Raw genomic sequence first — 25,033 nt, 5'->3', positions numbered from 1 at the left:
ATGAAAAAGCCCCGGTCACCGTGAAGTGACCGGGGCTCTTTTACATCGCAACCCTCAAGCGTGGGATTGCAGGTAGTTCTCGAGACCGATCAGCTTGATCAGGCCCAACTGCTTTTCCAGCCAATAGGTGTGGTCTTCCTCGGTATCGTTGAGCTGAACCCGCAGGATCTCGCGGCTGACGTAGTCCTTGTGCTGCTCGCAGAGCTCGATGCCTTTGCACAGCGCAGCGCGAACCTTGTACTCCAGGCGCAGATCCGCCTCGAGCATTTCCGGCACCGTCGTGCCGACATCCAGGTCATCCGGGCGCATGCGCGGCGTGCCTTCGAGCATCAGGATCCGGCGCATCAGCGCGTCTGCGTGACCGGCCTCTTCTTCCATCTCGTGGTTGATCCGTTCGTAGAGCTTGGTGAATCCCCAGTCCTCATACATCCGCGAGTGAACGAAATATTGGTCACGCGCGGCCAGTTCGCCGGTCAGCAGCGTGTTGAGGTAATCGATAACGTCTGGGTGGCCTTGCATCGCCCTACATCTCCCTTCCTGAAAGTCTGTAGTTTGAACCAACCTGACTGGAAGGTCACCCGTTTCGCGCAATAAAAGCGAAGATATTCTTAGAAAACCAGCCTAAATAACGCAAAAACCGCCCTAATGAGGGCGGTTCTGCTTCTCGTTTAGACTTCGCTCAGCTGTACGTTGAGCAGCTTTGCGATTGCTTCTCCATACGCCGGGTCGGCCTTGAAGAAATGCTGCAGCTGGCGGTCGACGACATCGCTCGACACACCGGCCATCGCACCGGCAATGTTGCTCGTCAGCAACGCCTTCTGCTCGTCGCTCATCAGCCGGAACAGCGCACCGGCGTGGCTGTAGTAGTCGGTGTCTTCACGGTGATCGTAGCGGTCCGCAGCCCCGCTGAGGGCCAATGGCGGCTCCGCGTAATGCGGTGCCTGCTTCGGCGACTCCACGTAGCTGTTAGGCTCGTAGTTGGGCGCAGCCCCGCCGTTGCTGCCGAAGGCCATGGAGCCGTCGCGCTGATAGGTGTTCACCGGGCTGCGCGGTGCATTCACCGGCAGTTGCTGGTGATTGGTGCCGACACGGTAACGGTGCGCATCGGCGTAGGCGAACACGCGGCCTTGCAGCATGCGGTCCGGCGACAGGCCGACGCCGGGCACCATGTTGCTTGGACCGAACGCCGCTTGCTCGACCTCGGCAAAGTAGTTCAGCGGGTTGCGGTTGAGCTCGAGCTCGCCCACTTCGATCAACGGAAACTCCTTCTGCGACCAGGTCTTGGTCACGTCGAACGGATTCTCGTAATGCGCGGCGGCCTGGGCCTCGGTCATGATCTGAATGCACACGCGCCATTTCGGGAAGTCACCGCGCTCGATGGCTTCAAACAGATCACGCTGGGCGTAATCAGGATCGGTGCCGGCCAAACGGGCCGCGTCCGCCGGTGCCAGGTTCTTGATGCCTTGCAGGGTCTTGTAGTGCCACTTCACCCAATGACGTTCGCCGTTGGCGTTGATCAGGCTGTAGGTGTGGCTGCCGAAGCCGTGCATGTGGCGGTATCCGTCGGGAATGCCGCGGTCGGAAAACAGGATCGTGACCTGGTGCAGCGCCTCGGGGGAATGCGACCAGAAATCCCACATGGCCTGTGCACTTTTCAGGTTGCTCTGCGACAGGCGTTTCTGGGTGTGGATGAAGTCCGGGAACTTCAGCGGGTCACGAATGAAGAACACTGGCGTGTTGTTGCCGACGATGTCCCAATTGCCTTCCTCTGTGTAGAACTTCAGCGCGAAGCCACGTGGATCCCGCTCAGTGTCTGCCGAGCCGCGTTCACCGCCCACAGTGGAGAAGCGCAGGAACGTCGGGGTTTGTTTGCCGACCGCCGAGAACAGACTGGCCCGGGTGTACTGAGTGATGTCGCGCGTGACCGTGAAGGTGCCGTAAGCCCCCGAGCCTTTGGCATGCACACGACGCTCCGGAATGTTTTCGCGGTTGAAGTGGGCGAGCTTCTCGATCAGGTGAAAGTCATCCAACAGCAATGGGCCCCGCGGCCCGGCGGAGCGAGAGTTCTGGTTGTCGGCGACAGGTGCGCCACTGGCGGTCGTAAGCGTCTTGCTCTGGCTCATGCGATCTTCTTCCTCTGTCAGTCTGGAACTGCCGGCTAATCGGCTTGGTGGGGAGTATTGACCATCAATGTGACAGCTACAAATTCATTAACTTGCAGGCATCAATAGATATTTGTAATTACACATCCCACGACATAATGACAACGGAAAGCAGGCATTGGCTTGTACGCAAGACGCATTTCTTGCGGGCACAAAAAAACCGGGCACCAGGCCCGGTTTTTTTGTTTCAGACTGACGTCTTACTCAGCGGATACAGCTTCGCCGCCGACAGCGCGATCAACCAGCTCGACGTACGCCATAGGAGCGTTGTCGCCAGCGCGGAAACCGCACTTGAGGATGCGCAGGTAGCCACCCTCACGGGTAGCGTAACGCTTGCCCAGATCGTTGAAGAGCTTGCCGACGATCGCTTTCGAACGAGTACGGTCGAAAGCCAGACGACGGTTAGCAACGCTGTCTGTCTTGGCCAGAGTGATCAGCGGCTCGGCAACGCGGCGCAGTTCTTTGGCTTTTGGCAGAGTAGTTTTGATCAGCTCGTGCTCGAACAGCGACACCGCCATGTTCTGGAACATAGCCTTACGGTGGGAGCTGGTGCGGCTCAGGTGACGACCACTTTTACGATGACGCATGGTTCATTCCTTACCAAACACAACGTTCGGTGATTACGACGATCAGGCAGTCGCCTTGTCGTCCTTCTTAAGACTTGCAGGCGGCCAGTTGTCGAGGCGCATGCCGAGGGACAGACCGCGGGAGGCCAGAACGTCCTTGATTTCGGTCAAGGATTTCTTGCCCAGGTTCGGAGTCTTCAACAGCTCTACTTCGGTGCGCTGAATCAGGTCGCCGATGTAGTAGATGTTTTCCGCCTTAAGGCAGTTGGCCGAACGTACAGTCAGTTCCAGATCGTCAACCGGGCGAAGCAGGATCGGATCGATCTCGTCTTCCTGCTCGACAACCACTGGCTCACTGTCACCTTTGAGGTCGACGAACGCAGCCAACTGCTGTTGCAGGATGGTTGCAGCACGACGGATGGCCTCTTCAGGATCCAGGGTACCGTTGGTTTCCAGATCAATAACCAGCTTGTCCAGGTTGGTGCGCTGCTCGACACGGGCGTTTTCCACCACGTATGCGATACGGCGAACCGGGCTGAACGAAGAGTCGAGCTGCAAGCGACCGATGCTGCGGCTTTCGTCTTCATCGCTTTGACGCGAGTCGGCCGGCTCATAACCACGACCACGAGCTACGGTGAGCTTCATGTTCAGGGCGCCGTTGGACGCCAGGTTAGCGATTACGTGATCGGGGTTAACGATCTCGACATCATGATCCAGCTGAATATCGGCAGCGGTAACCACCCCCGAACCCTTCTTCGACAAGGTCAGCGTAACTTCGTCACGGCCGTGCAGCTTGATAGCCAGACCTTTAAGGTTCAACAGGATTTCAATTACGTCTTCCTGTACACCTTCGATGGCGCTGTACTCGTGGAGCACACCGTCAATCTCGGCCTCGACTACTGCGCAGCCGGGCATTGAGGACAACAGGATGCGGCGCAGCGCGTTGCCCAGGGTGTGGCCAAAACCACGCTCGAGAGGCTCGAGGGTGATCTTGGCGCGGGTTGGACTGACAACCTGCACATCAATATGGCGGGGTGTCAGGAACTCATTTACCGAAATCTGCATGGATGCACCTATTTTCTAGCCCTTACTTGGAGTAGAGCTCGACAATCAGGCTTTCGTTGATGTCGGCGGACAGATCACTGCGAGCTGGAACGTTCTTGAAAACGCCCGACTTCTTCTCAGTGTCTACTTCTACCCACTCTACGCGGCCACGTTGAGCACACAGATCGAGAGCTTGGACAATGCGAAGTTGGTTTTTTGCCTTCTCGCGAACAGCGACCACGTCACCAGCACGAACCTGGTAGGACGGAACGTTTACGGTCTGGCCGTTAACGCTGATCGACTTGTGCGATACCAGCTGACGGGATTCGGCACGGGTGGAGCCGAAGCCCATACGGTATACGACGTTGTCCAGACGGCATTCGAGCAGTTGCAGCAGGTTTTCACCGGTTGCACCTTTCTTGCCAGCGGCTTGCTTGTAGTAGCCGCTGAACTGACGCTCGAGAACGCCGTAGATACGACGAACCTTCTGCTTCTCACGCAGTTGGGTGCCGTAGTCGGACTGGCGACCGCGGCGCTGGCCGTGGATACCAGGTGCTGCTTCAATGTTGCACTTCGATTCGATCGCGCGCACGCCGCTCTTCAGGAAGAGATCGGTGCCTTCGCGACGAGCCAGTTTGCATTTTGGACCAATGTAACGAGCCATTCTTTACAATCTCCTGGATTACACGCGGCGCTTCTTCGGCGGACGGCACCCGTTGTGCGGGATTGGCGTCACGTCGGTGATGCTGGCGATCTTGTAGCCACAGCCGTTCAGAGCGCGGACTGCGGATTCACGACCTGGACCTGGGCCCTTGACGTTCACGTCGAGGTTTTTCAGGCCGTATTCCAGCGCAGCTTGACCAGCACGCTCAGCAGCTACTTGAGCCGCGAACGGGGTGGACTTGCGGGAACCGCGGAAACCCGAACCACCGGAGGTAGCCCAGGAAAGAGCGTTACCTTGACGGTCGGTGATGGTCACGATGGTGTTGTTAAAAGAGGCATGGATGTGGGCGATGCCATCAACCACTGTCTTTTTAACTTTTTTACGAGGACGAGCAGCAGGTTTTGCCATGATTAAATTCCTGTCGATTCGCTGGGGCGATTACTTGCGGATCGGCTTACGCGGACCTTTACGGGTACGCGCGTTGGTCTTGGTACGCTGACCGCGTACTGGCAGACCACGACGATGACGCAGACCGCGATAGCAACCGAGGTCCATCAAGCGCTTGATTTTCATGTTGATTTCGCGACGCAGGTCACCTTCAGTGGTGAACTTCGCGACTTCGCCACGCAGCTGTTCAATTTGCTCGTCGCTCAGATCCTTGATCTTTGCTGCTGGGTTTACCCCAGTCACCGCACAGATTTTCTGCGCGGTAGTGCGACCGACACCATAGATGTAGGTCAGCGAGATAACAGTATGCTTGTTATCTGGAATGTTAACGCCTGCAATACGGGCCATTCAGTGGGACTCCAATTGACAGCTACCTACGCCCCGGAAGCCAAGAAATAGGGCGCGAGATAATATCGCTGTAATAACAAATAATCAACCCGGCAGCACACTAGCTGCCGGGCTTGAAGCACGATCACACTCAGCCTTGGCGCTGCTTGTGACGCGGTTCCGCGCTGCAAATTACTCGAACAACACCTTCGCGGCGAATAATCTTGCAGTTACGGCACAGCTTTTTCACCGATGCACGAACTTTCATCACCAACTCCTCGAACCTTATGGGTACTCAGCGCAACATGCCGCTGCCGTAACCCTTCAGGTTGGCTTTCTTCATCAGGGATTCGTACTGGTGCGAAACGAGGTGCGATTGTACTTGGGACATAAAGTCCATCACAACCACGACCACGATCAGCAACGAGGTCCCGCCAAGGTAGAACGGAACGTTTGCCGCAACCACCAGGAACTGGGGCAGCAGGCACACGGCCGTCATGTAAAGAGCACCGAACATGGTCAAGCGAGTCAGAACGCCATCAATGTAGCGCGCTGACTGCTCACCTGGACGGATGCCCGGAATAAAGGCACCGGACTTCTTCAGGTTTTCCGCTACGTCTTTCGGATTGAACATCAACGCCGTATAGAAGAAGCAGAAGAAAATAATCCCTGCACTAAACAGCAGAATATTCAACGGCTGACCAGGAGCGATCGACTGCGAGATGTCCTGCAACCAGCCCATACCTTCAGACTGACCGAACCAGGCACCCAACGAAGCCGGAAACAGCAGAATGCTGCTTGCGAAAATAGCCGGAATGACACCGGCCATGTTCACTTTCAGCGGCAAGTGGCTGGTCTGCGCAGCAAAGACCTTGCGGCCCTGCTGACGCTTGGCGTAGTGAACGGCGATACGACGCTGACCACGCTCAATGAACACCACGAAACCGATAATCGCTACTGCCAGCAGACCGATGGCAACCAGGGCGAAAATGTTGATGTCACCCTGACGCGCAGACTCGAAAGACTGCCCGATCGCTCTCGGAAGACCGGCGACGATACCCGAAAAAATCAGCATCGAGATACCGTTGCCTACACCACGCTCAGTAATCTGCTCACCCAGCCACATCATGAACATCGCGCCAGCCACAAACGTGGATACCGCGACGAAATGGAAGCCGAAGTCACCAGTGAACGCAACGCCCTGCCCCGCCAGGCCAATGGACATGCCAATGGCCTGGACGAGAGCCAGGACGACGGTGCCGTAGCGGGTGTACTGGCTGATCTTGCGACGGCCAGCTTCACCTTCCTTCTTCAACTGCTCCAGCTGCGGGCTGACGGCGGTCATCAGCTGCATGATGATCGATGCCGAAATGTACGGCATGATCCCCAGTGCAAAGATGCTCATCCGCTCCAGCGCGCCGCCGGAAAACATGTTGAACAAGCTAAGAATGGTCCCCTCATTCTGTCGAAACAGGTCTGCGAGACGGTCCGGGTTGATACCTGGAACCGGGATGTGTGCGCCTATTCGGTAGACGATGATCGCCAGGAACAGAAAACGCAGACGAGCCCAGAGTTCAGACATACCGCCTTTGCCGAGCGCAGAGAGAGCACCTTGCTTAGCCATTTATTCCTCGAACTTGCCGCCAGCTGCTTCGATAGCCGCGCGCGCACCTTTGGTGGCGCCGATTCCCTTGCCGATAGTGACAGCGCGAGTCACTTCACCGGACAGCATGATTTTCACGCGCTGTACGTTGACGTTGATCACGTTGGCATCTTTCAGGGACTGCACGGTGACGATGTCGCCTTCCACCTTGGCCAGCTCGGACAGACGCACTTCTGCGCGATCCATGGCTTTCAGGGAAACGAAACCGAACTTCGGCAGGCGACGGTGCAGCGGCTGTTGACCGCCTTCAAAGCCTGGAGCGATGGTGCCACCGGAACGGGAGGTCTGACCTTTGTGACCACGGCCACCAGTCTTACCCAAACCGCTACCGATACCACGGCCCGGACGATGCTTTTCGCGACGGGAACCCGGCGCTGGACTCAGATCATTGAGTTTCATCGATTAACCCTCGACACGCAGCATGTAGTAGGCCTTGTTGATCATCCCGCGATTCTCGGGAGTATCCTGAACTTCTACAGTGTGACCGATGCGACGCAGACCCAGACCCTTCACGCACAGTTTGTGGCTAGGGATGCGGCCGCTGGTGCTTTTGATCAGCGTTACTTTTACGGTAGCCATGATCAGACGATCTCCTCAACGCGCTTGCCACGCTTGGCGGCAATGGACTCAGGAGACTGCATGGCCTTCAGACCCTTGAAAGTGGCGTGAACCACGTTTACAGGGTTGGTCGAGCCGTAGCACTTGGCCAGAACGTTCTGAACGCCAGCAACTTCGAGAACGGCACGCATTGCGCCGCCAGCGATGATACCGGTACCTTCAGAAGCAGGCTGCATGTACACCTTCGACGCGCCGTGGGCGGACTTGGTGGCGTACTGCAGGGTGGTGCCGTTCAGATCAACCTGGATCATGTTGCGGCGAGCAGCTTCCATTGCCTTCTGGATCGCAGCAGGCACTTCACGCGACTTGCCACGGCCGAAGCCAACGCGACCCTTACCGTCACCCACCACGGTCAACGCGGTGAAAGTGAAGATACGGCCGCCTTTAACGGTTTTGGCTACGCGGTTAACTTGAACCAGCTTCTCGATGTAGCCTTCGTCGCGCTTTTGGTCGTTATTTGACATAACTTAGAACTCCAGCCCAGCTTCACGAGCAGCATCAGCCAGCGCCTTAACGCGGCCGTGGTACTTGAAGCCAGAGCGGTCGAAAGCCACCTGCGAGACGCCCACGGCCTTAGCACGCGTAGCGACCAGCTGGCCAACCTTAGTGGCCGCGTCGATGTTGCCGGTGGCACCATCACGCAGTTCTTTATCCAAAGTCGAGGCGCTGGCCAGGACTTTGTTGCCGTCGGCCGAAATGACCTGGGCGTAGATGTGCTGCGAAGAGCGGAACACGCAGAGACGCACGACTTCGAGTTCGTGCATTTTCAGGCGTGCTTTGCGAGCGCGACGCAGTCGAGTAACTTTTTTGTCGGTCATTTGCTATGCCCTACTTCTTCTTGGCTTCTTTACGACGGACGACTTCGTCCGCGTAGCGCACACCTTTACCTTTGTAAGGCTCTGGTGGACGGAAGTCGCGGATCTCGGCGGCCACTTGACCTACCAGCTGCTTGTCGATGCCCTTGATCAGGATATCGGTCTGGCTAGGAGTCTCAGCAGTGATGCCTGCCGGCAGTTCGTAATCCACAGGGTGCGAGAAGCCAAGAGCCAGGTTCAGAACCTGACCTTTTGCTTGCGCCTTGTAACCAACACCGACCAGCTGGAGCTTGCGCTCGAAGCCTTGGCTTACGCCCTGGACCATGTTGTTTACCAACGCACGAGTGGTACCGGCCATTGCGCGGGTCTGTTGATCGCCATTGCGAGCAGCGAAACGCAGCTCACCGGCTTCTTCAACGATCTCAACGGACGAATGGACGTTCAGTTCGAGAGTGCCCTTGGCACCCTTCACCGAAAGCTGTTGGCCTACGAATTTGATTTCGACGCCGGCCGGCAGCTTAACGGGGTTCTTAGCGACGCGAGACATGCTTATCCCCCCTTAGAACACTGTGCAAAGAACTTCGCCGCCGACACCGGCAGCGCGCGCAGCACGATCAGTCATCACACCTTTGTTGGTGGAGACGATAGACACGCCGAGGCCGCCACGTACTTTTGGCAGATCTTCGACGGACTTGTACTGGCGCAGGCCTGGACGGCTGACGCGCTTGACTTCCTCGATGACCGGACGGCCTTCGAAGTACTTCAGCTCGATGGACAGCAGAGGTTTGGTTTCGCTGCTGATCTGATAACCCGCGATGTAACCTTCGTCCTTCAGGACTTTTGCTACAGCCACCTTCAGCGTGGAAGACGGCATGCTTACGACGGACTTTTCAGCCATCTGGGCATTACGGATTCGAGTTAGCATGTCCGCTAACGGGTCCTGCATACTCATGGGCTAGACGCTCCTAAAACAGAAAAATTAGCCTTGCGGCTACTACTTGTCGCCGAGAAATTCCGGGCACAAAAAACACGGGCTCAGGCGAGCCGGTCATTCTAGACACCCCCCGGAAATGAATCAAGCCCCAAAAGGGGCTTGATTCAAGTTCAAGACCACCGGCGGTCTGACTCTTTCGAGCCGGCCACCGGGGTTTTGAAGGCGCTTACCAGCTGGCTTTCACCAGACCTGGCACGTCACCACGCATGGCAGCTTCACGCAGCTTGTTACGGCCCAGGCCGAACTTGCGGTAAACGCCGTGCGGACGACCGGTCAGGCGGCAACGGTTACGCATGCGCGAGGCGCTTGCGTCACGTGGTTGCTTCTGCAGGGCTACGGTAGCTTCCCAACGTGCTTCTGGACTTGCGTTCAGATCGACGATGATCGCTTTCAGCGCTGCACGCTTGGCGGCGTACTTGGCAACGGTGAGCTGACGCTTCAGCTCACGGTTCTTCATGCTCTTCTTGGCCATTTTCCTACTCCAATCAGTTGCGGAACGGGAATTTGAAAGCACGCAGCAGAGCGCGGCCTTCGTCATCGTTCTTGGCAGTGGTGGTCAGGGTAATGTCCAGACCGCGCAGAGCATCGATCTTGTCGTAGTCGATTTCCGGGAAGATGATCTGCTCTTTCACGCCCATGCTGTAGTTGCCACGACCGTCGAAGGACTTGGCATTCAGGCCGCGGAAGTCGCGAACCCGAGGCAGGGAGATCGACAGCAGACGATCCAGGAACTCGTACATACGCTCACGGCGCAGGGTCACTTTGACACCGATCGGCCAGCCTTCACGGACTTTGAAGCCCGCGATGGATTTACGAGCGTGAGTCACAACGACTTTTTGGCCGGTGATCTTTTCCAGGTCAGCTACCGCGTGCTCGATGACTTTCTTGTCACCGATCGCTTCGCCCAGACCCATGTTCAGAGTGATTTTGGTAACGCGCGGAACTTCCATCACGTTCGAAAGCTTAAGTTCTTCCTTAAGTTTCGGTGCGATTTCCTTCCGGTAAATCTCTTGGAGTCGTGCCATGGTCTTCTACCTAGCAGTGTTCAAGCATCAACCGCTTTTTGGGTCGACTTGAAGACACGAATTTTCTTACCGTCTTCTACTTTGAAACCAACGCGGTCAGCCTTGTTGGTTTCGCCGTTGAAGATGGCGACGTTGGAAGCGTGCAGTGGCGCTTCTTTCTCGACGATACCGCCCTGTACGCCCGACATCGGGTTAGGCTTGGTATGACGCTTGACCAGGTTCAGACCACCGACAACCAGACGGTTGTCAGCGAGAACCTTCAGCACCTTACCGCGCTTACCTTTGTCTTTGCCGGCGATCACGATGATCTCGTCGTCACGACGAATCTTTTGCATGTCGGATCTCCTTACAGCACTTCTGGGGCGAGCGAGACGATCTTCATGAACTTCTCAGTACGAAGCTCACGGGTCACTGGCCCAAAGATACGGGTGCCGATCGGCTCTTGCTTGTTGTTCAGCAGAACAGCAGCGTTGCCATCAAAGCGGATAATGGAGCCATCGGCACGACGTACGCCGTGACGGGTACGGACTACGACAGCAGTCATTACCTGGCCTTTTTTCACCTTACCGCGAGGAATTGCTTCCTTCACGGTAACCTTGATGATGTCGCCAATGGCAGCGTAACGACGATGGGAGCCACCCAGCACCTTGATGCACATAACGCGGCGAGCGCCGCTGTTATCGGCCACATCGAGCATGGATTGAGTCTGAATCATATAATTTCTCCGACCCCTAGCCCTTAGACTTCCACAGCGCGTTCGAGAACATCAACCAGCGCCCAAGACTTGGTCTTGGCCATCGGACGAGTTTCACGAATAGTGACTTTGTCGCCGATGTGGCACTGATTGGTTTCGTCGTGCGCGTGCAGCTTAGTCGAACGCTTAACGTATTTACCGTAGATCGGGTGCTTAACGCGACGCTCGATCAGAACGGTGATGGTTTTGTCCATCTTGTCGCTGACAACACGGCCAGTCAGCGTACGGACAGTTTTTTCGGCTTCAGCCATGATCACTTACCTGCCTGCTGGTTGAGCACAGTTTTCACGCGAGCGATGTCACGCTTAACTTGCGAGAGCAGATGAGACTGCCCCAACTGGCCAGTTGCCTTCTGCATGCGCAGATTGAACTGGTCGCGCAGCAGGCCGAGCAGTTGCTCGTTCAGCTGCTGTGCGGATTTTTCACGAAGTTCATTCGCTTTCATCACATCACCGTCCGTTTAACAAAGGAGGTGGCGAGCGGCAGCTTTGCAGCAGCCAGGGCGAAAGCCTCACGCGCCAGCTCTTCAGAAACACCCTCGATTTCATACAGGACTTTGCCTGGCTGAATCTGGGCAACCCAGTATTCGACGTTACCCTTACCTTTACCCATCCGAACTTCGAGTGGTTTTTTGGAGATAGGCTTGTCCGGGAATACACGGATCCAGATCTTGCCGCCACGTTTTACGTGACGGGTCAGGGCACGACGTGCCGACTCGATCTGACGAGCGGTGAGACGACCACGAGCAACAGACTTCAGCGCGAACTCGCCGAAGCTGACTTTGCTACCGCGCAGTGCCAGACCACGGTTGTGGCCGGTCATTTGCTTGCGGAACTTCGTACGCTTTGGTTGCAACATTTGGCGTACCCCTTACTTAGCAGCTTTTTTACGAGGCGCTGGTGCTTGCGGCTTCAGCTCTTCCTGGCGACCACCAATCACTTCGCCTTTGAAGATCCAAACCTTTACACCGATCACACCGTAGGTGGTGTGAGCTTCGTAGTTGGCATAGTCGATGTCGGCACGCAGGGTGTGCAGTGGCACACGACCTTCGCGATACCATTCAGTACGTGCGATTTCAGCACCGCCGAGACGACCGCTCACTTGGATTTTGATGCCTTTGGCACCAATGCGCATGGCGTTCTGTACGGCGCGCTTCATGGCGCGACGGAACATCACACGACGCTCCAGCTGCTGAGCTACGCTCTGGGCAACCAGCATACCGTCGAGCTCCGGCTTGCGGATCTCTTCGATATTGATGTGCACAGGCACACCCATTTGCTTGGTCAGGTCCTGACGCAGTTTTTCAACATCTTCACCTTTCTTCCCGATAACGATACCTGGACGAGCGGTGTGGATGGTGATGCGTGCAGTTTGAGCCGGACGATGAATATCGATACGGCTTACGGACGCGCTTTTTAGTTTGTCTTGGAGGTACTCACGCACCTTCAGATCAGCGAACAGGTAGTCCGCATAAGTCCGACCGTCTGCGTACCAGACGGAGGTGTGCTCCTTGACGATTCCCAGGCGAATGCCAATGGGATGTACTTTCTGACCCATCTCTTCGACTCCGTTACTTGTCAGCAACCTTGACAGTGATATGGCAAGACCGCTTGACGATGCGATCAGCACGGCCTTTGGCACGTGGCATGATGCGCTTCAGCGAACGCCCTTCGTTGACGAACACGGTGCTGACCTTCAGGTCATCAACGTCTGCGCCTTCGTTATGCTCGGCGTTGGCTACGGCCGACTCCAGCACTTTCTTCATGATCTCGGCGGCTTTCTTACTGCTGAAAGCCAGCAGGTTGAGCGCATCGCCCACCTTCTTCCCGCGGATCTGGTCGGCGACCAAGCGGGCTTTCTGGGCGGAGATTCGAGCGCCCGACAACTTAGCGGCTACTTCCATTTCCTTACCCCTTAACGCTTGGCTTTCTTGTCTGCCACGTGCCCGCGATAGTTGCGGGTACCGGCGAACTCGCCCAGTTTGTGGCCGACCATGTCTTCGTTGACGAGAACTGGGACGTGCTGACGACCGTTGTGTACTGCGATGGTCAGACCGACCATTTGTGGCAGGATCATCGAACGACGCGACCAGGTCTTAACTGGTTTGCGATCGTTCTTTTCCGCCGCCACTTCGATCTTCTTCAGTAGGTGAAGATCAATAAATGGACCTTTTTTCAGAGAACGTGGCACTGTCGTATCCCTCTATTTACTTGCGACGACGGACGATCATTTTGTCGGTACGCTTATTACCACGAGTCTTCGCGCCCTTAGTCGGGAAGCCCCATGGCGATACCGGATGACGACCACCAGAGGTACGACCTTCACCACCACCATGTGGGTGGTCAACCGGGTTCATGGCAACACCACGAACGGTTGGGCGAACGCCACGCCAGCGTTTGGCACCGGCTTTACCCAGCGAACGCAGGCTGTGCTCGGAGTTCGAGACTTCGCCCAGGGTCGCACGGCATTCAGCCAGGACTTTACGCATTTCACCGGAACGCAGACGCAGGGTCACATAAACGCCTTCACGAGCGACCAGCTGAGCCGAAGCACCAGCGGAACGAGCGATCTGTGCGCCTTTACCTGGCTTCAGTTCGATGCCGTGTACGGTGCTACCAACTGGAATGTTGCGCAGCTGCAGAGCGTTGCCCGGCTTGATCGGTGCCAGGGCACCTGCGATCAGCTGGTCACCAGCGCTCACGCCTTTAGGGGCGATGATGTAGCGACGCTCGCCATCTGCGTACAGCAGCAGGGCGATGTGAGCGGTACGGTTTGGATCGTATTCGATACGCTCGACAGTGGCGGCGATGCCGTCTTTGTCGTTGCGACGGAAGTCGACCAGACGGTAATGCTGCTTATGACCACCACCAACGTGACGAGTGGTGATGCGGCCATTGTTGTTACGACCACCAGACTTCGATTTTTTCTCGAGCAGCGGTGCGTGAGGAGCGCCTTTGTGCAGCTCCTGGTTGACCACCTTGACCACAAAACGGCGGCCAGGGGAAGTCGGTTTGCATTTAACGATTGCCATGATGCACCCCTTCCTTACTCAGCACTGCTGCTGAAATCGAGATCTTGGCCTGGCTGAAGGGAGATAACTGCCTTCTTCCAGTCATTACGCTTGCCCAGACCGCGAGCGGTACGCTTGCTCTTACCCAGAACGTTCAGGGTAGTCACGCGCTCCACTTTCACGCTGAACAGGCTTTCGACGGCCTTCTTGATTTCCAGCTTGGTTGCGTCAGTGGCAACCTTGAAAACGAACTGGCCTTTCTTGTCTGCCAGAACCGTAGCCTTCTCGGAAACGTGCGGGCCAAGCAGAACTTTAAATACGCGTTCCTGGTTCATCCCAGCAGCTCCTCGAATTTCTTCACGGCCGACACGGTGATCAACACCTTGTCGTATGCGATCAGACTAACTGGATCGGAACCTTGCACGTCACGTACATCTACGTGCGGCAGGTTGCGAGCAGCCAGGTACAGGTTCTGGTCAACAGCGTCCGACACGATCAGAACGTCGGTCAGGCTCATGTTGTTCAGCTTACCCAGCAGATCTTTGGTTTTCGGAGTTTCAACAGCGAAATCCTGAACCACGACCAGACGATCAGTACGCACCAGCTCAGCAAGGATGGAACGCATTGCTGCGCGGTACATCTTCTTGTTCAGCTTCTGGGAGTGATCTTGTGGACGAGCTGCGAAGGTGGTGCCGCCGCCGCGCCAGATTGGGCTACGGATAGTACCGGCACGAGCACGGCCAGTACCTTTCTGACGCCATGGGCGCTTGCCGCCACCGGAAACGTCGGAACGGGTCTTCTGCTGCTTGCTACCTTGACGGCCGCCAGCCATGTAGGCCACGACTGCTTGGTGAACCAGCGTCTCGTTGAACTCGCCGCCAAATGTCAGTTCGGAAACTTCGATCGCTTGAGCGTCATTTACATTTAATTGCATGTCAGCTTCCCCTTAACCGCGAGCCTTGGCTGCTGGACGTACAACCACGTTGCCGCCAGTAGCGCCAGGAACAGCGCCCTTGACCAACAACAGATTGCGTTCAGCGTCCACGCGCACTACTTCGAGGGACTGTACGGTCACGCGCTCGGCGCCCATATGACCGGACATTTTCTTGCCCTTGAATACACGACCAGGAGTCTGGCACTGGCCGATAGAGCCTGGGACGCGGTGGGATACGGAGTTACCGTGGGTGTTATCTTGCCCGCGGAAATTCCAGCGCTTGATCGTACCCTGGAAGCCTTTACCCTTGGACTGACCGGTCACGTCGACCAGTTGACCAGCGGCGAAGATTTCAGCGTTGATCAGGTCGCCGGCCTTGTATTCGCCTTCTTCAAGACGGAATTCCAGGACGGTACGACCGGCAGCGACGTTCGCCTTGGCGAAGTGGCCTGCCTGAGCAGCTGTTACGCGCGAAGCACGACGCTCGCCGACAGTGACTTGCACTGCACGATAGCCATCGGTTTCTTCAGTTTTGAACTGGGTGACGCGATTCGGCTCGATCTCGATGACCGTGACCGGAATGGAGACACCTTCTTCGGTGAAAATACGGGTCATACCGCATTTACGACCGACTACACCAATAGTCATGTTGTAAACCTCATGAGTGTACGGGGCTTTCACCCGCTATGGCCGCCCATTTCAGAGCGTTACACGACCAAGACCAAGTCTTAGCCGAGGCTGATCTGCACTTCCACACCGGCCGCAAGATCCAGCTTCATAAGCGCATCAACGGTTTTATCCGTTGGCTGGACGATGTCCAGTACACGCTTGTGAGTGCGGATTTCGTACTGGTCACGCGCGTCTTTGTTGACGTGCGGGGAAACCAGAACGGTAAACCGCTCTTTACGGGTAGGCAGTGGAATAGGACCACGCACTTGAGCACCAGTACGTTTCGCGGTTTCCACGATTTCCTGGGTTGATTGGTCGATCAGGCGATGGTCAAAAGCCTTCAACCTGATACGGATTTGCTGATTTTGCATTGGATTTCAGACTCCGGCTGCTATTCCCACCGGGCGCAATACGCCCGTTAAAAGGAGGCGCAATTCTATAGACGCCCCATATAGGTGTCAACCCAATAAAAAAGCCCCCGCTGAGCGGAGGCTTTTTCACTTCATCAAGCTGACTCTAAAAGAGACTTACTCGATGACTTTGGCTACGACGCCGGCGCCGACGGTACGACCGCCTTCACGGATAGCGAAGCGCAGACCGTCTTCCATTGCGATGGTCTTGATCAGGGTAACAGTCATCTGAATGTTGTCACCTGGCATTACCATTTCAACGCCTTCCGGCAGTTCGCAGTTACCGGTCACGTCAGTGGTACGGAAGTAGAACTGTGGACGGTAGCCTTTGAAGAACGGAGTGTGACGACCGCCTTCTTCCTTGCTCAGCACGTAGACTTCTGCGGTGAACTTGGTGTGCGGCTTGACCGAACCTGGCTTGACCAGAACCTGGCCACGCTCTACGTCGTCACGCTTGGTGCCGCGCAGCAGAACGCCGCAGTTCTCGCCAGCACGACCTTCGTCGAGCAGCTTGCGGAACATTTCAACGCCGGTGCAGGTAGTTTTCTGAGTGTCGCGCAGACCGACGATCTCAACTTCTTCCTGGATGCGGACAACGCCACGCTCAACACGACCGGTCACAACGGTACCGCGACCCGAGATCGAGAACACGTCTTCGATCGGCATCAGGAACGGCTTGTCGATGGCACGCTCTGGCTCTGGGATGTAGCTGTCCAGAGTCTCAACCAGCTTCTTGACAGCGCTGGTGCCCATTTCGTTGTCGTCTTTGCCTTCCAGCGCCATACGGGCCGAACCAACGATGATCGGAGTGTCGTCGCCTGGGAAGTCGTAGGTGGACAGCAGGTCGCGAACTTCCATCTCAACCAGTTCCAGCAGCTCAGCGTCGTCTACCAGGTCAGCCTTGTTCAGGAAAACCACGATGTACGGAACGCCTACCTGACGGGACAGCAGGATGTGCTCACGGGTTTGTGGCATCGGACCGTCGGCGGCCGAGCAAACCAGGATCGCGCCGTCCATCTGGGCAGCACCGGTGATCATGTTCTTGACGTAGTCGGCGTGACCCGGGCAGTCAACGTGCGCGTAGTGACGAATGTTCGAATCGTACTCTACGTGCGCAGTGTTGATGGTGATACCACGAGCCTTCTCTTCCGGGGCGCTGTCGATCTTGTCGAAGTCAACAACGGCCGAACCGAAAACCTCGGAGCAAACACGGGTCAGGGCAGCGGTCAGAGTGGTTTTACCGTGGTCAACGTGACCGATGGTGCCAACGTTGACGTGCGGTTTACTACGTTCAAATTTTTCTTTAGCCACGACAATAAACTCCTAGCCTAAAGGGCTGAATCAGCCTTGTTTTTTAACGAGAGCTTCGACGATGTTCGACGGAGCTTCGGAGTATTTGGAGAATTCCATGGAGTAGCTCGCGCGACCCTGAGACATGGAACGGACGTCGGTCGCATAACCGAACATCTCACCCAGTGGAACTTCAGCACGGATTACCTTACCGGACACCGAGTCTTCCATACCCTGAATCAGACCACGACGACGGTTCAGGTCACCCATCACGTCACCCATGTAGTCTTCTGGGGTTACTACTTCAACCTTCATGATCGGCTCAAGCACAACACCGCCACCCTTCTGGGCCAGCTGCTTGGTCGCCATGGAGGCCGCCACCTTGAACGCCATCTCGTTGGAGTCGACGTCGTGGTAGGAACCATCGAACACGGTAGCCTTCAGGCCGATCAGCGGATAGCCGGCAACGACGCCGTTCTTCATCTGCTCTTCGATACCCTTCTGGATAGCCGGGATGTATTCCTTCGGAACCACACCACCCACAACTTCGTTGGTGAAGACCAGGCCTTCGGTGATGTTGCCCTTCTCGTCAACGTCTGGCTCCGAGAAACGGATCCAGCAGTGACCGAACTGACCGCGACCGCCGGACTGACGAACGAACTTGCCTTCGATCTCAACGTTGCTCTTGCTGATCTTCTCGCGGTACGAAACCTGCGGCTTGCCGATGTTGGCCTCGACGTTGAACTCGCGCTTCATGCGGTCAACGAGGATGTCCAGGTGCAGCTCACCCATACCGGAGATGATGGTCTGGCCGGTCTCTTCGTCGGTCTTGACGCGGAACGACGGGTCTTCCTGAGCCAGCTTGCCCAGTGCGATACCCATCTTCTCCTGGTCTTGCTTGGTCTTCGGCTCTACAGCAACCGAAATCACAGGCTCAGGGAAGTCCATACGCTCAAGGATCACTTGCTTCTCGAGATCGCACAGGGTGTCACCGGTGGTGACGTCCTTCATGCCGATCAGAGCGGCGATGTCGCCTGCGCGCACTTCCTTGATCTCTTCACGCTGGTTGGCGTGCATCTGCACCATACGACCAACGCGCTCTTTCTTGCCCTTGACCGAGTTGATGACGGAGTCACCGGAGGTCAGGAAGCCCGAGTAGACGCGGACGAAGGTCAGAGTGCCCACGAACGGGTCGGTGGCAATCTTGAACGCCAGAGCCGAGAACGGCTCGGCGTCGTCGGCGTGACGCTCGATCTTCGGAGCGTTTTCGTCTTCGACGTTGTCCGGGTGGATGCCCTGGATTGCAGGGATCTCGGTCGGAGCCGGCAGGAAGTCGATAACGGCGTCGAGAACCAGGGGAACGCCCTTGTTCTTGAACGAGGAACCGCAGACCGCAGGAACGATCTCGCTCGCCAGGGTACGGGCGCGCAGACCAGCCTTGATCTCTTCGACGGACAGGTCACCTTCTTCAAGGTACTTGTTCATCAGTTCTTCGTTGGCTTCGGCCGCAGCCTCGACCATGTTGTTGCGCCATTCGTTGGCCAGCTCAACCATATCGGCAGGAATCTCTTCCTCGCGATAGGTGGTGCCTTTGTCGTCTTCGTTCCAGTAGATAGCCTTCATCTTGATCAGGTCGACCTGACCCTGGAAGTTATCTTCTGCACCGATGGCCAGCTGAACCGGAACCGGGGTGTGGCCCAGACGGTTTTTGATCTGGCCGACAACGCGCAGGAAGTTTGCGCCGGCACGGTCCATCTTGTTCACGTAAACAACACGTGGAACGCCGTACTTGTTGGCTTGACGCCATACGGTTTCGGACTGAGGCTCAACACCGGAAGTGCCGCAGAAAACAACGACCGCGCCGTCGAGTACACGCAGCGAACGCTCTACTTCAATGGTGAAGTCTACGTGGCCAGGGGTATCGATGACGTTTACGCGGTAGTTGTCGTACTGACCACGGGAACCTTTCCAGAAAGTGGTAACGGCAGCGGAGGTAATGGTGATACCCCGCTCCTGCTCCTGCACCATCCAGTCGGTGGTCGCGGCGCCGTCGTGCACCTCGCCCATCTTGTGGCTCAGACCTGTGTAGAACAGGATCCGCTCGGTAGTGGTAGTCTTGCCCGCGTCAACGTGGGCGCAAATACCAATGTTACGGTAGCGGTTGATTGCTGTAGTACGAGCCATAAAGCCCTCGCAAAATGAATGATGCTGATATTAGAAGCGGTAGTGCGAGAAAGCCTTGTTGGCTTCGGCCATACGGTGCACGTCTTCACGCTTCTTAACTGCTGCACCTTTACCTTCAGCAGCATCCAGCAGCTCGCCAGCCAAACGCAGGGCCATGGACTTCTCGCCACGCTTGCGGGCGAAGTCTACCAACCAGCGCATTGCCAGAGCGTTACGACGGGAAGGACGAACCTCGACCGGAACCTGGTAAGTAGCACCACCAACGCGGCGCGACTTCACTTCGACCAGCGGAGCGATGGCGTCGAGTGCTTTTTCGAAGAGTTCCAGGGGATCGGTGCCAGCCTTACGGGCCGCAACGGTTTCCAGGGCACCATAAACGATACGTTCGGCAACGGCTTTCTTGCCGCTTTCCATAACGTGGTTCATGAATTTGGCGAGGATTTGGCTTCCGTATTTCGGATCGTCCAGAATCTCACGCTTGGCTGCTACGCGACGTCTTGGCATTGATAAGCCCTCAAACGGTCTTCAGGTTAGCTCGGGACAGATCCTTCGGATGCGTGCCCGACCTTACTCTTATCGACTCAATAAAATGAATAACTGCTAAGCGGCCGATTACTTCGGACGCTTGGTACCGTACTTCGAACGACCCTGGTTACGGCCTTTAACGCCGGAAGTATCCAAGGAGCCGCGAACGGTGTGGTAACGAACACCTGGCAAGTCTTTTACACGACCGCCACGGATCAGAACCACGCTGTGTTCTTGCAGGTTGTGGCCTTCACCGCCGATGTACGAGGAAACCTCGAAACCGTTGGTCAGACGCACACGGCATACTTTACGCAGTGCCGAGTTAGGTTTTTTCGGCGTAGTGGTGTACACGCGGGTGCACACGCCACGACGTTGCGGGCAGTTCTGCAGCGCAGGCACGTCGGATTTCTCGACGATACGCTTACGCGGCTGACGTACCAGCTGGTTGATAGTTGCCATCTACTAGCTCCACTGTTGTCTTGCGACGCTATTGTCTTGCAAGAAAAGCAAAATGGCGGGAACGGATTCCCGCCAAATTTAGGGGATCAAGAGTCTAAAGAGGATCTTGCCCCCAGTCAAGGCAAGGCCCCGGCCTCCCCGCCCACCGAAACTCGACAAAATGTCTCGATTCGATGAACGGAGCGGTCAGGGCCTTACGCTCATTTACCGCAGAACTCAGTTACCGCTCGAGTTCAGCGCTTCGGTCAGTGCAGCTTCCACTTCACTGGCGCTTACGCGCAACGGTTTGTCCGCATCACGACGACGCTTGCGCTCGCTGTGGTAGGCCAGACCGGTACCGGCCGGGATCAGACGACCCACGACCACGTTTTCTTTCAGGCCGCGCAGGTAATCGCGCTTGCCGGTGACGGCCGCTTCGGTCAGCACCCGGGTGGTTTCCTGGAAGGAAGCCGCCGAGATGAACGATTCGGTCGACAACGACGCCTTGGTGATACCCAGCAGAACACGGGTGAACTTGGAGACGAACTTGTCTTCCGCGTTCAGACGCTCGTTCTCCACCAGCACCTGGGTCAGTTCCATCTGGTCGCCCTTGATGAAGCTGGAGTCGCCCGACTCGGAGATCTCGACCTTGCGCAGCATCTGACGCAGGATGGTCTCGATGTGCTTGTCGTTGATCTTCACGCCTTGCAGACGGTAAACGTCCTGGATCTCGTTGACGATGTACTTGGCCAGCGCGCTCACACCCAGCAGACGCAGGATGTCGTGCGGATCGCTCGGACCGTCGGAGATGACTTCGCCGCGGTTAACCTGTTCGCCTTCGAACACGTTCAGGTGACGCCACTTCGGAATCAGCTCCTCGTACGGATCGCTGCCGTCGTTCGGGGTGATGACCAGACGGCGCTTGCCCTTGGTCTCTTTACCGAACGCGATGGTGCCGCTGACTTCAGCCAGGATCGACGCCTCTTTCGGACGACGGGCCTCGAAGAGGTCGGCAACACGCGGCAGACCACCGGTGATGTCACGGGTCTTCGAAGTCTCTTGCGGGATACGCGCGATAACGTCACCGATCGCGATCTTCGCACCGTCCGCAACACCGACCAGCGCGTTCGCCGGCAGGAAGTACTGAGCGATAACGTCAGTGCCCGGCAGCAACAGATCCTTGCCGTTGTCGTCGACCATCTTCACCGCAGGACGGATGTCCTTGCCGGCAGCCGGACGGTCTTTGACGTCGAGCACTTCGATGTTGGTCATACCGGTCAATTCGTCGGTCTGACGCTTGATCGTGATGCCCTCTTCCATGCCCACGTAGGTCACGTTACCTTTCATTTCGGTCACGATCGGGTGAGTGTGCGGATCCCACTTCGCCACGATGGCGCCAGCGTCGACCTTGTCACCTTCCTTGACCGAAAGCACGGCACCGTAAGGCAGCTTGTAACGCTCGCGCTCACGACCGAAGTCGTCGGCGATCGCCAGCTCACCGGAACGGGACACCGCAACCAGGTTGCCGTCCACGCGCTCAACGTGCTTCAGGTTATGCAGACGGACGGTACCGCCGTTCTTCACCTGAACGCTGTCGGCAGCGGAAGTACGGCTTGCCGCACCACCGATGTGGAACGTACGCATCGTCAGTTGGGTACCCGGCTCACCGATGGACTGGGCGGCGATGACGCCGACCGCTTCACCGATGTTCACCTGGTGACCACGGGCCAGATCGCGGCCGTAGCACTTGGCGCAGATGCCGTAACGGGTTTCGCAGCTGATCGGCGAACGCACGACCACTTCGTCGATGCTGTTCAGCTCGATGAACTCGACCCACTTCTCGTCGACCAGGGTGCCGGCAGGAACGATGACGTCCTCGGTGCCCGGCTTGAACACGTCACGGGCAACCACACGGCCCAGTACGCGCTCACCCAACGGCTCGACAACGTCGCCGCCTTCAATGTGCGGCGTCATCAGCAGACCGTGCTCGGTGCCGCAGTCGATCTCGGTCACGACCAGATCCTGTGCCACGTCAACCAGACGACGGGTCAGGTAACCGGAGTTCGCAGTCTTCAACGCGGTATCCGCCAGACCTTTACGAGCACCGTGGGTCGAGATGAAGTACTGGAGTACGCTCAGACCTTCACGGAAGTTCGCGGTGATCGGCGTCTCGATGATGGAGCCGTCCGGCTTGGCCATCAGGCCACGCATACCGGCGAGCTGACGAATCTGTGCTGCGGAACCCCGCGCACCCGAGTCGGCCATCATGTACATCGAGTTGAACGATTCCTGCTCGACTTCGTCGCCGTGACGGTCGATGACCTTCTCTTTCGAGAGGTTGGCCATCATCGCCTTGGAGACTTCGTCGTTCGCTTTCGACCAAAGGTCGATCACTTTGTTGTACTTCTCGCCCTGGGTCACCAGGCCGGAGGCGTACTGGCTCTCGATCTCTTTCACTTCGTCGGTGGCGGCACCGATGATGCGGGCTTTTTCATCCGGGATAACGAAGTCGTTAACGCCGATGGAAACGCCGGAAATGGTCGAGTAGGCAAAACCGGTGTACATCAACTGGTCGGCGAAGATCACGGTCTCTTTCAGACCCACCACGCGATAGCACTGGTTGATCAGCTTGGAGATCGCCTTCTTCTTCATCGGCAGGTTGACGACGTCGAACGACAGGCCTTTCGGCACAACCTGGAACAGCAGCGCACGGCCGACGGTGGTGTCGACGATACGTGTGTTGCTCACGCTGTTGCCGTCACGGTCGTTCACGGTTTCGTTGATACGAACCTTGATCTTGGCGTGCAGCGCGGCTTCGCCGGCGCGGAACACGCGGTCGACTTCCTGCAGATCCGCGAACACACGACCTTCGCCCTTGGCGTTGATCGCTTCACGGGTCATGTAGTACAGACCCAGTACCACGTCCTGCGACGGAACGATGATCGGCTCACCGTTGGCTGGCGACAGGATGTTGTTGGTCGACATCATCAGCGCGCGCGCTTCCAGCTGGGCTTCCAGCGTCAGCGGCACGTGAACGGCCATTTGGTCACCGTCGAAGTCGGCGTTGTACGCGGCGCAGACCAGAGGGTGCAGCTGAATGGCCTTACCTTCGATCAGTACCGGTTCGAACGCCTGGATGCCCAGACGGTGAAGGGTCGGTGCACGGTTGAGCAGAACCGGGTGTTCGCGGATCACCTCAGCGAGAACGTCCCAAACCTCCGGCAGCTCGCGCTCGACCATTTTCTTGGCCGCCTTGATGGTGGTCGCCAGACCGCGCATCTCCAGCTTGCCGAAAATGAACGGTTTGAACAGCTCCAGAGCCATCTTCTTCGGCAGACCGCACTGGTGCAGACGCAGGGTCGGACCTACGGTGATCACCGAACGGCCCGAGTAGTCAACGCGCTTACCGAGCAAGTTCTGACGGAAACGACCTTGCTTACCCTTGATCATGTCGGCCAGGGACTTCAGAGGACGCTTGTTCGAACCGGTGATGGCGCGACCGCGACGGCCGTTGTCGAGCAGTGCGTCGACAGCTTCCTGCAGCATGCGCTTTTCGTTGCGCACGATGATGTCCGGAGCGGACAGGTCAAGCAGACGCTTCAGACGGTTGTTACGGTTGATCACCCGACGATACAGATCGTTGAGGTCGGAAGTCGCGAAGCGACCGCCATCCAGCGGAACCAGCGGACGCAGGTCCGGCGGCAGAACCGGCAGAACGGTCAGCACCATCCACTCAGGCAGGTTGCCGGAGCCTTGGAAGGCTTCCATCAGCTTCAGGCGCTTGGACAGCTTCTTGATCTTGGTTTCGGAGTTGGTTTGCGGAATCTCTTCGCGCAGACGGCCAATCTCGTGTTCCAGGTCGATAGCGTGCAGCAGCTCGCGGACAGCCTCGGCACCCATGCGGGCGTCGAAATCGTCACCGAACTCTTCCAGCGCTTCGAAATACTGCTCGTCGTTCAGCAGCTGACCCTTTTCAAGGGTGGTCATGCCCGGGTCGATGACGACATAGCTCTCGAAGTAGAGAACGCGCTCGATATCACGCAGGGTCATGTCCATCAGCAGGCCGATACGGGACGGCAGCGACTTCAGGAACCAGATGTGGGCAACCGGCGAAGCCAGTTCGATGTGCGCCATGCGCTCACGACGAACCTTGGCCAGCGCGACTTCAACGCCGCACTTCTCGCAGATCACACCACGATGCTTCAAGCGCTTGTACTTACCGCACAGGCACTCGTAATCCTTTACCGGGCCAAAGATCTTGGCGCAGAACAGGCCGTCACGCTCAGGCTTGAACGTACGGTAGTTGATGGTTTCCGGCTTTTTAACTTCACCGAACGACCACGAACGGATCATCTCAGGCGAGGCCAATCCGATGCGGATGGCGTCGAACTCTTCGACTTGACCCTGGTTTTTCAGCAAATTCAGTAGGTCTTTCAAGGCCTTTCCTCCTGGCGGAGCAGAGAGCGGGCAATCCTGCCCCGCTCTCGATCGCGT

Annotated in this window: 35 protein-coding genes; all 35 read right to left on the bottom strand. The window is 57.0% G+C overall.

Annotated features, from left to right (window positions below):
• Nucleotides 1-54 precede the first annotated feature (54 nt).
• A complete protein-coding gene (bfr, locus tag KVG96_RS00250; protein WP_085585816.1) occupies nt 55-519 on the bottom strand; it encodes a bacterioferritin in 465 nt (154 codons plus the stop codon).
• A gap of 149 nt (nt 520-668) precedes the next feature.
• Nucleotides 669-2,123: a catalase gene (locus tag KVG96_RS00245; protein ID WP_217890379.1), complete on the bottom strand. Its 1,455-nt coding sequence runs from the start codon at nt 2,121-2,123 to the stop codon at nt 669-671.
• A 239-nt stretch (nt 2,124-2,362) separates the two neighbouring features.
• Nucleotides 2,363-2,749 carry a 50S ribosomal protein L17 gene (gene rplQ / locus KVG96_RS00240; protein WP_007955635.1) on the bottom strand — a complete coding sequence of 129 codons (387 nt, stop codon included), beginning with the start codon at nt 2,747-2,749 and terminating at the stop codon, nt 2,363-2,365.
• Nucleotides 2,750-2,791: 42 nt separating this feature from the next.
• Nucleotides 2,792-3,793 (bottom strand): DNA-directed RNA polymerase subunit alpha, encoded by a 1,002-nt coding sequence (locus KVG96_RS00235; RefSeq protein WP_003186012.1) that lies wholly within the window; start codon nt 3,791-3,793, stop codon nt 2,792-2,794.
• 22 nt (nt 3,794-3,815) lie between these two features.
• Nucleotides 3,816-4,436, bottom strand: coding sequence for a 30S ribosomal protein S4 (gene rpsD / locus KVG96_RS00230; protein ID WP_011063772.1), 621 nt, complete (start codon nt 4,434-4,436; stop codon nt 3,816-3,818).
• 18 nt (nt 4,437-4,454) lie between these two features.
• Nucleotides 4,455-4,844, bottom strand: a complete 390-nt coding sequence (rpsK, locus tag KVG96_RS00225; protein WP_002555466.1) for a 30S ribosomal protein S11 — start codon at nt 4,842-4,844, stop codon at nt 4,455-4,457.
• A gap of 30 nt (nt 4,845-4,874) precedes the next feature.
• Nucleotides 4,875-5,231 carry a 30S ribosomal protein S13 gene (gene rpsM / locus KVG96_RS00220; RefSeq protein WP_003186020.1) on the bottom strand — a complete coding sequence of 119 codons (357 nt, stop codon included), beginning with the start codon at nt 5,229-5,231 and terminating at the stop codon, nt 4,875-4,877.
• A 130-nt stretch (nt 5,232-5,361) separates the two neighbouring features.
• Nucleotides 5,362-5,478, bottom strand: coding sequence for a 50S ribosomal protein L36 (gene rpmJ / locus KVG96_RS00215; RefSeq protein ID WP_002555468.1), 117 nt, complete (start codon nt 5,476-5,478; stop codon nt 5,362-5,364).
• Nucleotides 5,479-5,505: 27 nt separating this feature from the next.
• Nucleotides 5,506-6,834 (bottom strand): preprotein translocase subunit SecY, encoded by a 1,329-nt coding sequence (gene secY / locus KVG96_RS00210; protein WP_003228718.1) that lies wholly within the window; start codon nt 6,832-6,834, stop codon nt 5,506-5,508.
• Nucleotides 6,835-7,272, bottom strand: coding sequence for a 50S ribosomal protein L15 (gene rplO, locus KVG96_RS00205; protein WP_003228720.1), 438 nt, complete (start codon nt 7,270-7,272; stop codon nt 6,835-6,837).
• Between the two features lie 3 nt (nt 7,273-7,275).
• Nucleotides 7,276-7,452, bottom strand: a complete 177-nt coding sequence (gene rpmD, locus KVG96_RS00200; RefSeq protein ID WP_026144795.1) for a 50S ribosomal protein L30 — start codon at nt 7,450-7,452, stop codon at nt 7,276-7,278.
• A gap of 2 nt (nt 7,453-7,454) precedes the next feature.
• Complete coding sequence (gene rpsE, locus KVG96_RS00195) at nt 7,455-7,955, bottom strand: 30S ribosomal protein S5 (RefSeq protein WP_085585812.1); 501 nt, start codon at nt 7,953-7,955, stop codon at nt 7,455-7,457.
• Nucleotides 7,956-7,958: 3 nt separating this feature from the next.
• A complete protein-coding gene (gene rplR / locus KVG96_RS00190) occupies nt 7,959-8,309 on the bottom strand; it encodes a 50S ribosomal protein L18 (protein WP_085585810.1) in 351 nt (116 codons plus the stop codon).
• 10 nt (nt 8,310-8,319) lie between these two features.
• Complete coding sequence (gene rplF, locus KVG96_RS00185) at nt 8,320-8,853, bottom strand: 50S ribosomal protein L6 (protein ID WP_085585808.1); 534 nt, start codon at nt 8,851-8,853, stop codon at nt 8,320-8,322.
• A gap of 12 nt (nt 8,854-8,865) precedes the next feature.
• Nucleotides 8,866-9,258 carry a 30S ribosomal protein S8 gene (gene rpsH / locus KVG96_RS00180; protein WP_003228724.1) on the bottom strand — a complete coding sequence of 131 codons (393 nt, stop codon included), beginning with the start codon at nt 9,256-9,258 and terminating at the stop codon, nt 8,866-8,868.
• A 208-nt stretch (nt 9,259-9,466) separates the two neighbouring features.
• Nucleotides 9,467-9,772: a 30S ribosomal protein S14 gene (gene rpsN / locus KVG96_RS00175; RefSeq protein WP_022641375.1), complete on the bottom strand. Its 306-nt coding sequence runs from the start codon at nt 9,770-9,772 to the stop codon at nt 9,467-9,469.
• 13 nt (nt 9,773-9,785) lie between these two features.
• The gene (gene rplE, locus KVG96_RS00170) at nt 9,786-10,325 is read right to left on the bottom strand and encodes a 50S ribosomal protein L5 (protein WP_022641376.1); all 540 of its coding nucleotides are present in this window, start codon (nt 10,323-10,325) and stop codon (nt 9,786-9,788) included.
• 20 nt (nt 10,326-10,345) lie between these two features.
• The gene (gene rplX / locus KVG96_RS00165; RefSeq protein ID WP_003186046.1) at nt 10,346-10,660 is read right to left on the bottom strand and encodes a 50S ribosomal protein L24; all 315 of its coding nucleotides are present in this window, start codon (nt 10,658-10,660) and stop codon (nt 10,346-10,348) included.
• Between the two features lie 11 nt (nt 10,661-10,671).
• Nucleotides 10,672-11,040 carry a 50S ribosomal protein L14 gene (rplN, locus tag KVG96_RS00160; RefSeq protein WP_024778329.1) on the bottom strand — a complete coding sequence of 123 codons (369 nt, stop codon included), beginning with the start codon at nt 11,038-11,040 and terminating at the stop codon, nt 10,672-10,674.
• A gap of 23 nt (nt 11,041-11,063) precedes the next feature.
• Nucleotides 11,064-11,330 (bottom strand): 30S ribosomal protein S17, encoded by a 267-nt coding sequence (gene rpsQ / locus KVG96_RS00155; RefSeq protein ID WP_003194644.1) that lies wholly within the window; start codon nt 11,328-11,330, stop codon nt 11,064-11,066.
• 2 nt (nt 11,331-11,332) lie between these two features.
• The gene (gene rpmC / locus KVG96_RS00150; RefSeq protein WP_002555481.1) at nt 11,333-11,524 is read right to left on the bottom strand and encodes a 50S ribosomal protein L29; all 192 of its coding nucleotides are present in this window, start codon (nt 11,522-11,524) and stop codon (nt 11,333-11,335) included.
• The gene (gene rplP / locus KVG96_RS00145; RefSeq protein ID WP_003228729.1) at nt 11,524-11,937 is read right to left on the bottom strand and encodes a 50S ribosomal protein L16; all 414 of its coding nucleotides are present in this window, start codon (nt 11,935-11,937) and stop codon (nt 11,524-11,526) included. The genes rpmC and rplP overlap by 1 nt, the downstream gene beginning before the upstream one ends.
• A 12-nt stretch (nt 11,938-11,949) precedes the next feature.
• Nucleotides 11,950-12,636: a 30S ribosomal protein S3 gene (rpsC, locus tag KVG96_RS00140; protein ID WP_003176422.1), complete on the bottom strand. Its 687-nt coding sequence runs from the start codon at nt 12,634-12,636 to the stop codon at nt 11,950-11,952.
• A gap of 13 nt (nt 12,637-12,649) precedes the next feature.
• Nucleotides 12,650-12,982: a 50S ribosomal protein L22 gene (gene rplV / locus KVG96_RS00135; RefSeq protein ID WP_003304070.1), complete on the bottom strand. Its 333-nt coding sequence runs from the start codon at nt 12,980-12,982 to the stop codon at nt 12,650-12,652.
• An 11-nt stretch (nt 12,983-12,993) separates the two neighbouring features.
• Nucleotides 12,994-13,269: a 30S ribosomal protein S19 gene (gene rpsS, locus KVG96_RS00130; protein ID WP_085585806.1), complete on the bottom strand. Its 276-nt coding sequence runs from the start codon at nt 13,267-13,269 to the stop codon at nt 12,994-12,996.
• A gap of 16 nt (nt 13,270-13,285) precedes the next feature.
• Complete coding sequence (rplB, locus tag KVG96_RS00125) at nt 13,286-14,110, bottom strand: 50S ribosomal protein L2 (RefSeq protein WP_011063775.1); 825 nt, start codon at nt 14,108-14,110, stop codon at nt 13,286-13,288.
• A gap of 14 nt (nt 14,111-14,124) precedes the next feature.
• Complete coding sequence (rplW, locus tag KVG96_RS00120; RefSeq protein WP_002555488.1) at nt 14,125-14,424, bottom strand: 50S ribosomal protein L23; 300 nt, start codon at nt 14,422-14,424, stop codon at nt 14,125-14,127.
• Complete coding sequence (rplD, locus tag KVG96_RS00115; protein ID WP_007924200.1) at nt 14,421-15,023, bottom strand: 50S ribosomal protein L4; 603 nt, start codon at nt 15,021-15,023, stop codon at nt 14,421-14,423. Before rplD ends, rplW begins: the two co-directional genes overlap by 4 nt.
• A gap of 12 nt (nt 15,024-15,035) precedes the next feature.
• Complete coding sequence (rplC, locus tag KVG96_RS00110) at nt 15,036-15,671, bottom strand: 50S ribosomal protein L3 (RefSeq protein ID WP_085585804.1); 636 nt, start codon at nt 15,669-15,671, stop codon at nt 15,036-15,038.
• Between the two features lie 80 nt (nt 15,672-15,751).
• Nucleotides 15,752-16,063 carry a 30S ribosomal protein S10 gene (gene rpsJ, locus KVG96_RS00105; RefSeq protein ID WP_003186070.1) on the bottom strand — a complete coding sequence of 104 codons (312 nt, stop codon included), beginning with the start codon at nt 16,061-16,063 and terminating at the stop codon, nt 15,752-15,754.
• Nucleotides 16,064-16,219: 156 nt separating this feature from the next.
• On the bottom strand, nt 16,220-17,413 hold the full coding sequence (gene tuf, locus KVG96_RS00100) for an elongation factor Tu (protein WP_217890374.1): 1,194 nt from the start codon (nt 17,411-17,413) through the stop codon (nt 16,220-16,222).
• A 30-nt stretch (nt 17,414-17,443) separates the two neighbouring features.
• A complete protein-coding gene (gene fusA, locus KVG96_RS00095; RefSeq protein WP_085585802.1) occupies nt 17,444-19,576 on the bottom strand; it encodes an elongation factor G in 2,133 nt (710 codons plus the stop codon).
• A gap of 30 nt (nt 19,577-19,606) precedes the next feature.
• Entirely contained in the window at nt 19,607-20,080 is a 474-nt protein-coding gene (rpsG, locus tag KVG96_RS00090; RefSeq protein ID WP_016772941.1) for a 30S ribosomal protein S7, read from the bottom strand.
• A 108-nt stretch (nt 20,081-20,188) separates the two neighbouring features.
• The gene (rpsL, locus tag KVG96_RS00085) at nt 20,189-20,560 is read right to left on the bottom strand and encodes a 30S ribosomal protein S12 (RefSeq protein ID WP_003186084.1); all 372 of its coding nucleotides are present in this window, start codon (nt 20,558-20,560) and stop codon (nt 20,189-20,191) included.
• 216 nt (nt 20,561-20,776) lie between these two features.
• Nucleotides 20,777-24,976 carry a DNA-directed RNA polymerase subunit beta' gene (gene rpoC / locus KVG96_RS00080; protein ID WP_217890378.1) on the bottom strand — a complete coding sequence of 1,400 codons (4,200 nt, stop codon included), beginning with the start codon at nt 24,974-24,976 and terminating at the stop codon, nt 20,777-20,779.
• Nucleotides 24,977-25,033 lie beyond the last annotated feature (57 nt).

The organism is Pseudomonas ekonensis (genome assembly GCF_019145435.1).
In the GTDB taxonomy this organism is placed as follows: domain Bacteria; phylum Pseudomonadota; class Gammaproteobacteria; order Pseudomonadales; family Pseudomonadaceae; genus Aquipseudomonas; species Aquipseudomonas ekonensis.
This window is presented reverse-complemented; position numbering and strand designations above follow the sequence as displayed.

What these genes read in the sequence shown, in the direction of transcription:
- bfr (WP_085585816.1), bottom strand. Translation starts at nt 519, where the DNA reads ATGCAAGGCCACCCAGACGTTATCGATTACCTCAACACGCTGCTGACC.
- KVG96_RS00245 (WP_217890379.1), bottom strand. Translation starts at nt 2,123, where the DNA reads ATGAGCCAGAGCAAGACGCTTACGACCGCCAGTGGCGCACCTGTCGCC.
- rplQ (WP_007955635.1), bottom strand. Translation starts at nt 2,749, where the DNA reads ATGCGTCATCGTAAAAGTGGTCGTCACCTGAGCCGCACCAGCTCCCAC.
- KVG96_RS00235 (WP_003186012.1), bottom strand. Translation starts at nt 3,793, where the DNA reads ATGCAGATTTCGGTAAATGAGTTCCTGACACCCCGCCATATTGATGTG.
- rpsD (WP_011063772.1), bottom strand. Translation starts at nt 4,436, where the DNA reads ATGGCTCGTTACATTGGTCCAAAATGCAAACTGGCTCGTCGCGAAGGC.
- rpsK (WP_002555466.1), bottom strand. Translation starts at nt 4,844, where the DNA reads ATGGCAAAACCTGCTGCTCGTCCTCGTAAAAAAGTTAAAAAGACAGTG.
- rpsM (WP_003186020.1), bottom strand. Translation starts at nt 5,231, where the DNA reads ATGGCCCGTATTGCAGGCGTTAACATTCCAGATAACAAGCATACTGTT.
- rpmJ (WP_002555468.1), bottom strand. Translation starts at nt 5,478, where the DNA reads ATGAAAGTTCGTGCATCGGTGAAAAAGCTGTGCCGTAACTGCAAGATT.
- secY (WP_003228718.1), bottom strand. Translation starts at nt 6,834, where the DNA reads ATGGCTAAGCAAGGTGCTCTCTCTGCGCTCGGCAAAGGCGGTATGTCT.
- rplO (WP_003228720.1), bottom strand. Translation starts at nt 7,272, where the DNA reads ATGAAACTCAATGATCTGAGTCCAGCGCCGGGTTCCCGTCGCGAAAAG.
- rpmD (WP_026144795.1), bottom strand. Translation starts at nt 7,452, where the DNA reads ATGGCTACCGTAAAAGTAACGCTGATCAAAAGCACCAGCGGCCGCATC.
- rpsE (WP_085585812.1), bottom strand. Translation starts at nt 7,955, where the DNA reads ATGTCAAATAACGACCAAAAGCGCGACGAAGGCTACATCGAGAAGCTG.
- rplR (WP_085585810.1), bottom strand. Translation starts at nt 8,309, where the DNA reads ATGACCGACAAAAAAGTTACTCGACTGCGTCGCGCTCGCAAAGCACGC.
- rplF (WP_085585808.1), bottom strand. Translation starts at nt 8,853, where the DNA reads ATGTCTCGCGTCGCTAAGAACCCCGTTAAGCTGCCGGCCGGCGTCGAA.
- rpsH (WP_003228724.1), bottom strand. Translation starts at nt 9,258, where the DNA reads ATGAGTATGCAGGACCCGTTAGCGGACATGCTAACTCGAATCCGTAAT.
- rpsN (WP_022641375.1), bottom strand. Translation starts at nt 9,772, where the DNA reads ATGGCCAAGAAGAGCATGAAGAACCGTGAGCTGAAGCGTCAGCTCACC.
- rplE (WP_022641376.1), bottom strand. Translation starts at nt 10,325, where the DNA reads ATGGCACGACTCCAAGAGATTTACCGGAAGGAAATCGCACCGAAACTT.
- rplX (WP_003186046.1), bottom strand. Translation starts at nt 10,660, where the DNA reads ATGCAAAAGATTCGTCGTGACGACGAGATCATCGTGATCGCCGGCAAA.
- rplN (WP_024778329.1), bottom strand. Translation starts at nt 11,040, where the DNA reads ATGATTCAGACTCAATCCATGCTCGATGTGGCCGATAACAGCGGCGCT.
- rpsQ (WP_003194644.1), bottom strand. Translation starts at nt 11,330, where the DNA reads ATGGCTGAAGCCGAAAAAACTGTCCGTACGCTGACTGGCCGTGTTGTC.
- rpmC (WP_002555481.1), bottom strand. Translation starts at nt 11,524, where the DNA reads ATGAAAGCGAATGAACTTCGTGAAAAATCCGCACAGCAGCTGAACGAG.
- rplP (WP_003228729.1), bottom strand. Translation starts at nt 11,937, where the DNA reads ATGTTGCAACCAAAGCGTACGAAGTTCCGCAAGCAAATGACCGGCCAC.
- rpsC (WP_003176422.1), bottom strand. Translation starts at nt 12,636, where the DNA reads ATGGGTCAGAAAGTACATCCCATTGGCATTCGCCTGGGAATCGTCAAG.
- rplV (WP_003304070.1), bottom strand. Translation starts at nt 12,982, where the DNA reads ATGGAAGTAGCCGCTAAGTTGTCGGGCGCTCGAATCTCCGCCCAGAAA.
- rplB (WP_011063775.1), bottom strand. Translation starts at nt 14,110, where the DNA reads ATGGCAATCGTTAAATGCAAACCGACTTCCCCTGGCCGCCGTTTTGTG.
- rplW (WP_002555488.1), bottom strand. Translation starts at nt 14,424, where the DNA reads ATGAACCAGGAACGCGTATTTAAAGTTCTGCTTGGCCCGCACGTTTCC.
- rplD (WP_007924200.1), bottom strand. Translation starts at nt 15,023, where the DNA reads ATGCAATTAAATGTAAATGACGCTCAAGCGATCGAAGTTTCCGAACTG.
- rplC (WP_085585804.1), bottom strand. Translation starts at nt 15,671, where the DNA reads ATGACTATTGGTGTAGTCGGTCGTAAATGCGGTATGACCCGTATTTTC.
- rpsJ (WP_003186070.1), bottom strand. Translation starts at nt 16,063, where the DNA reads ATGCAAAATCAGCAAATCCGTATCAGGTTGAAGGCTTTTGACCATCGC.
- fusA (WP_085585802.1), bottom strand. Translation starts at nt 19,576, where the DNA reads ATGGCTCGTACTACAGCAATCAACCGCTACCGTAACATTGGTATTTGC.
- rpsG (WP_016772941.1), bottom strand. Translation starts at nt 20,080, where the DNA reads ATGCCAAGACGTCGCGTAGCAGCCAAGCGTGAGATTCTGGACGATCCG.
- rpsL (WP_003186084.1), bottom strand. Translation starts at nt 20,560, where the DNA reads ATGGCAACTATCAACCAGCTGGTACGTCAGCCGCGTAAGCGTATCGTC.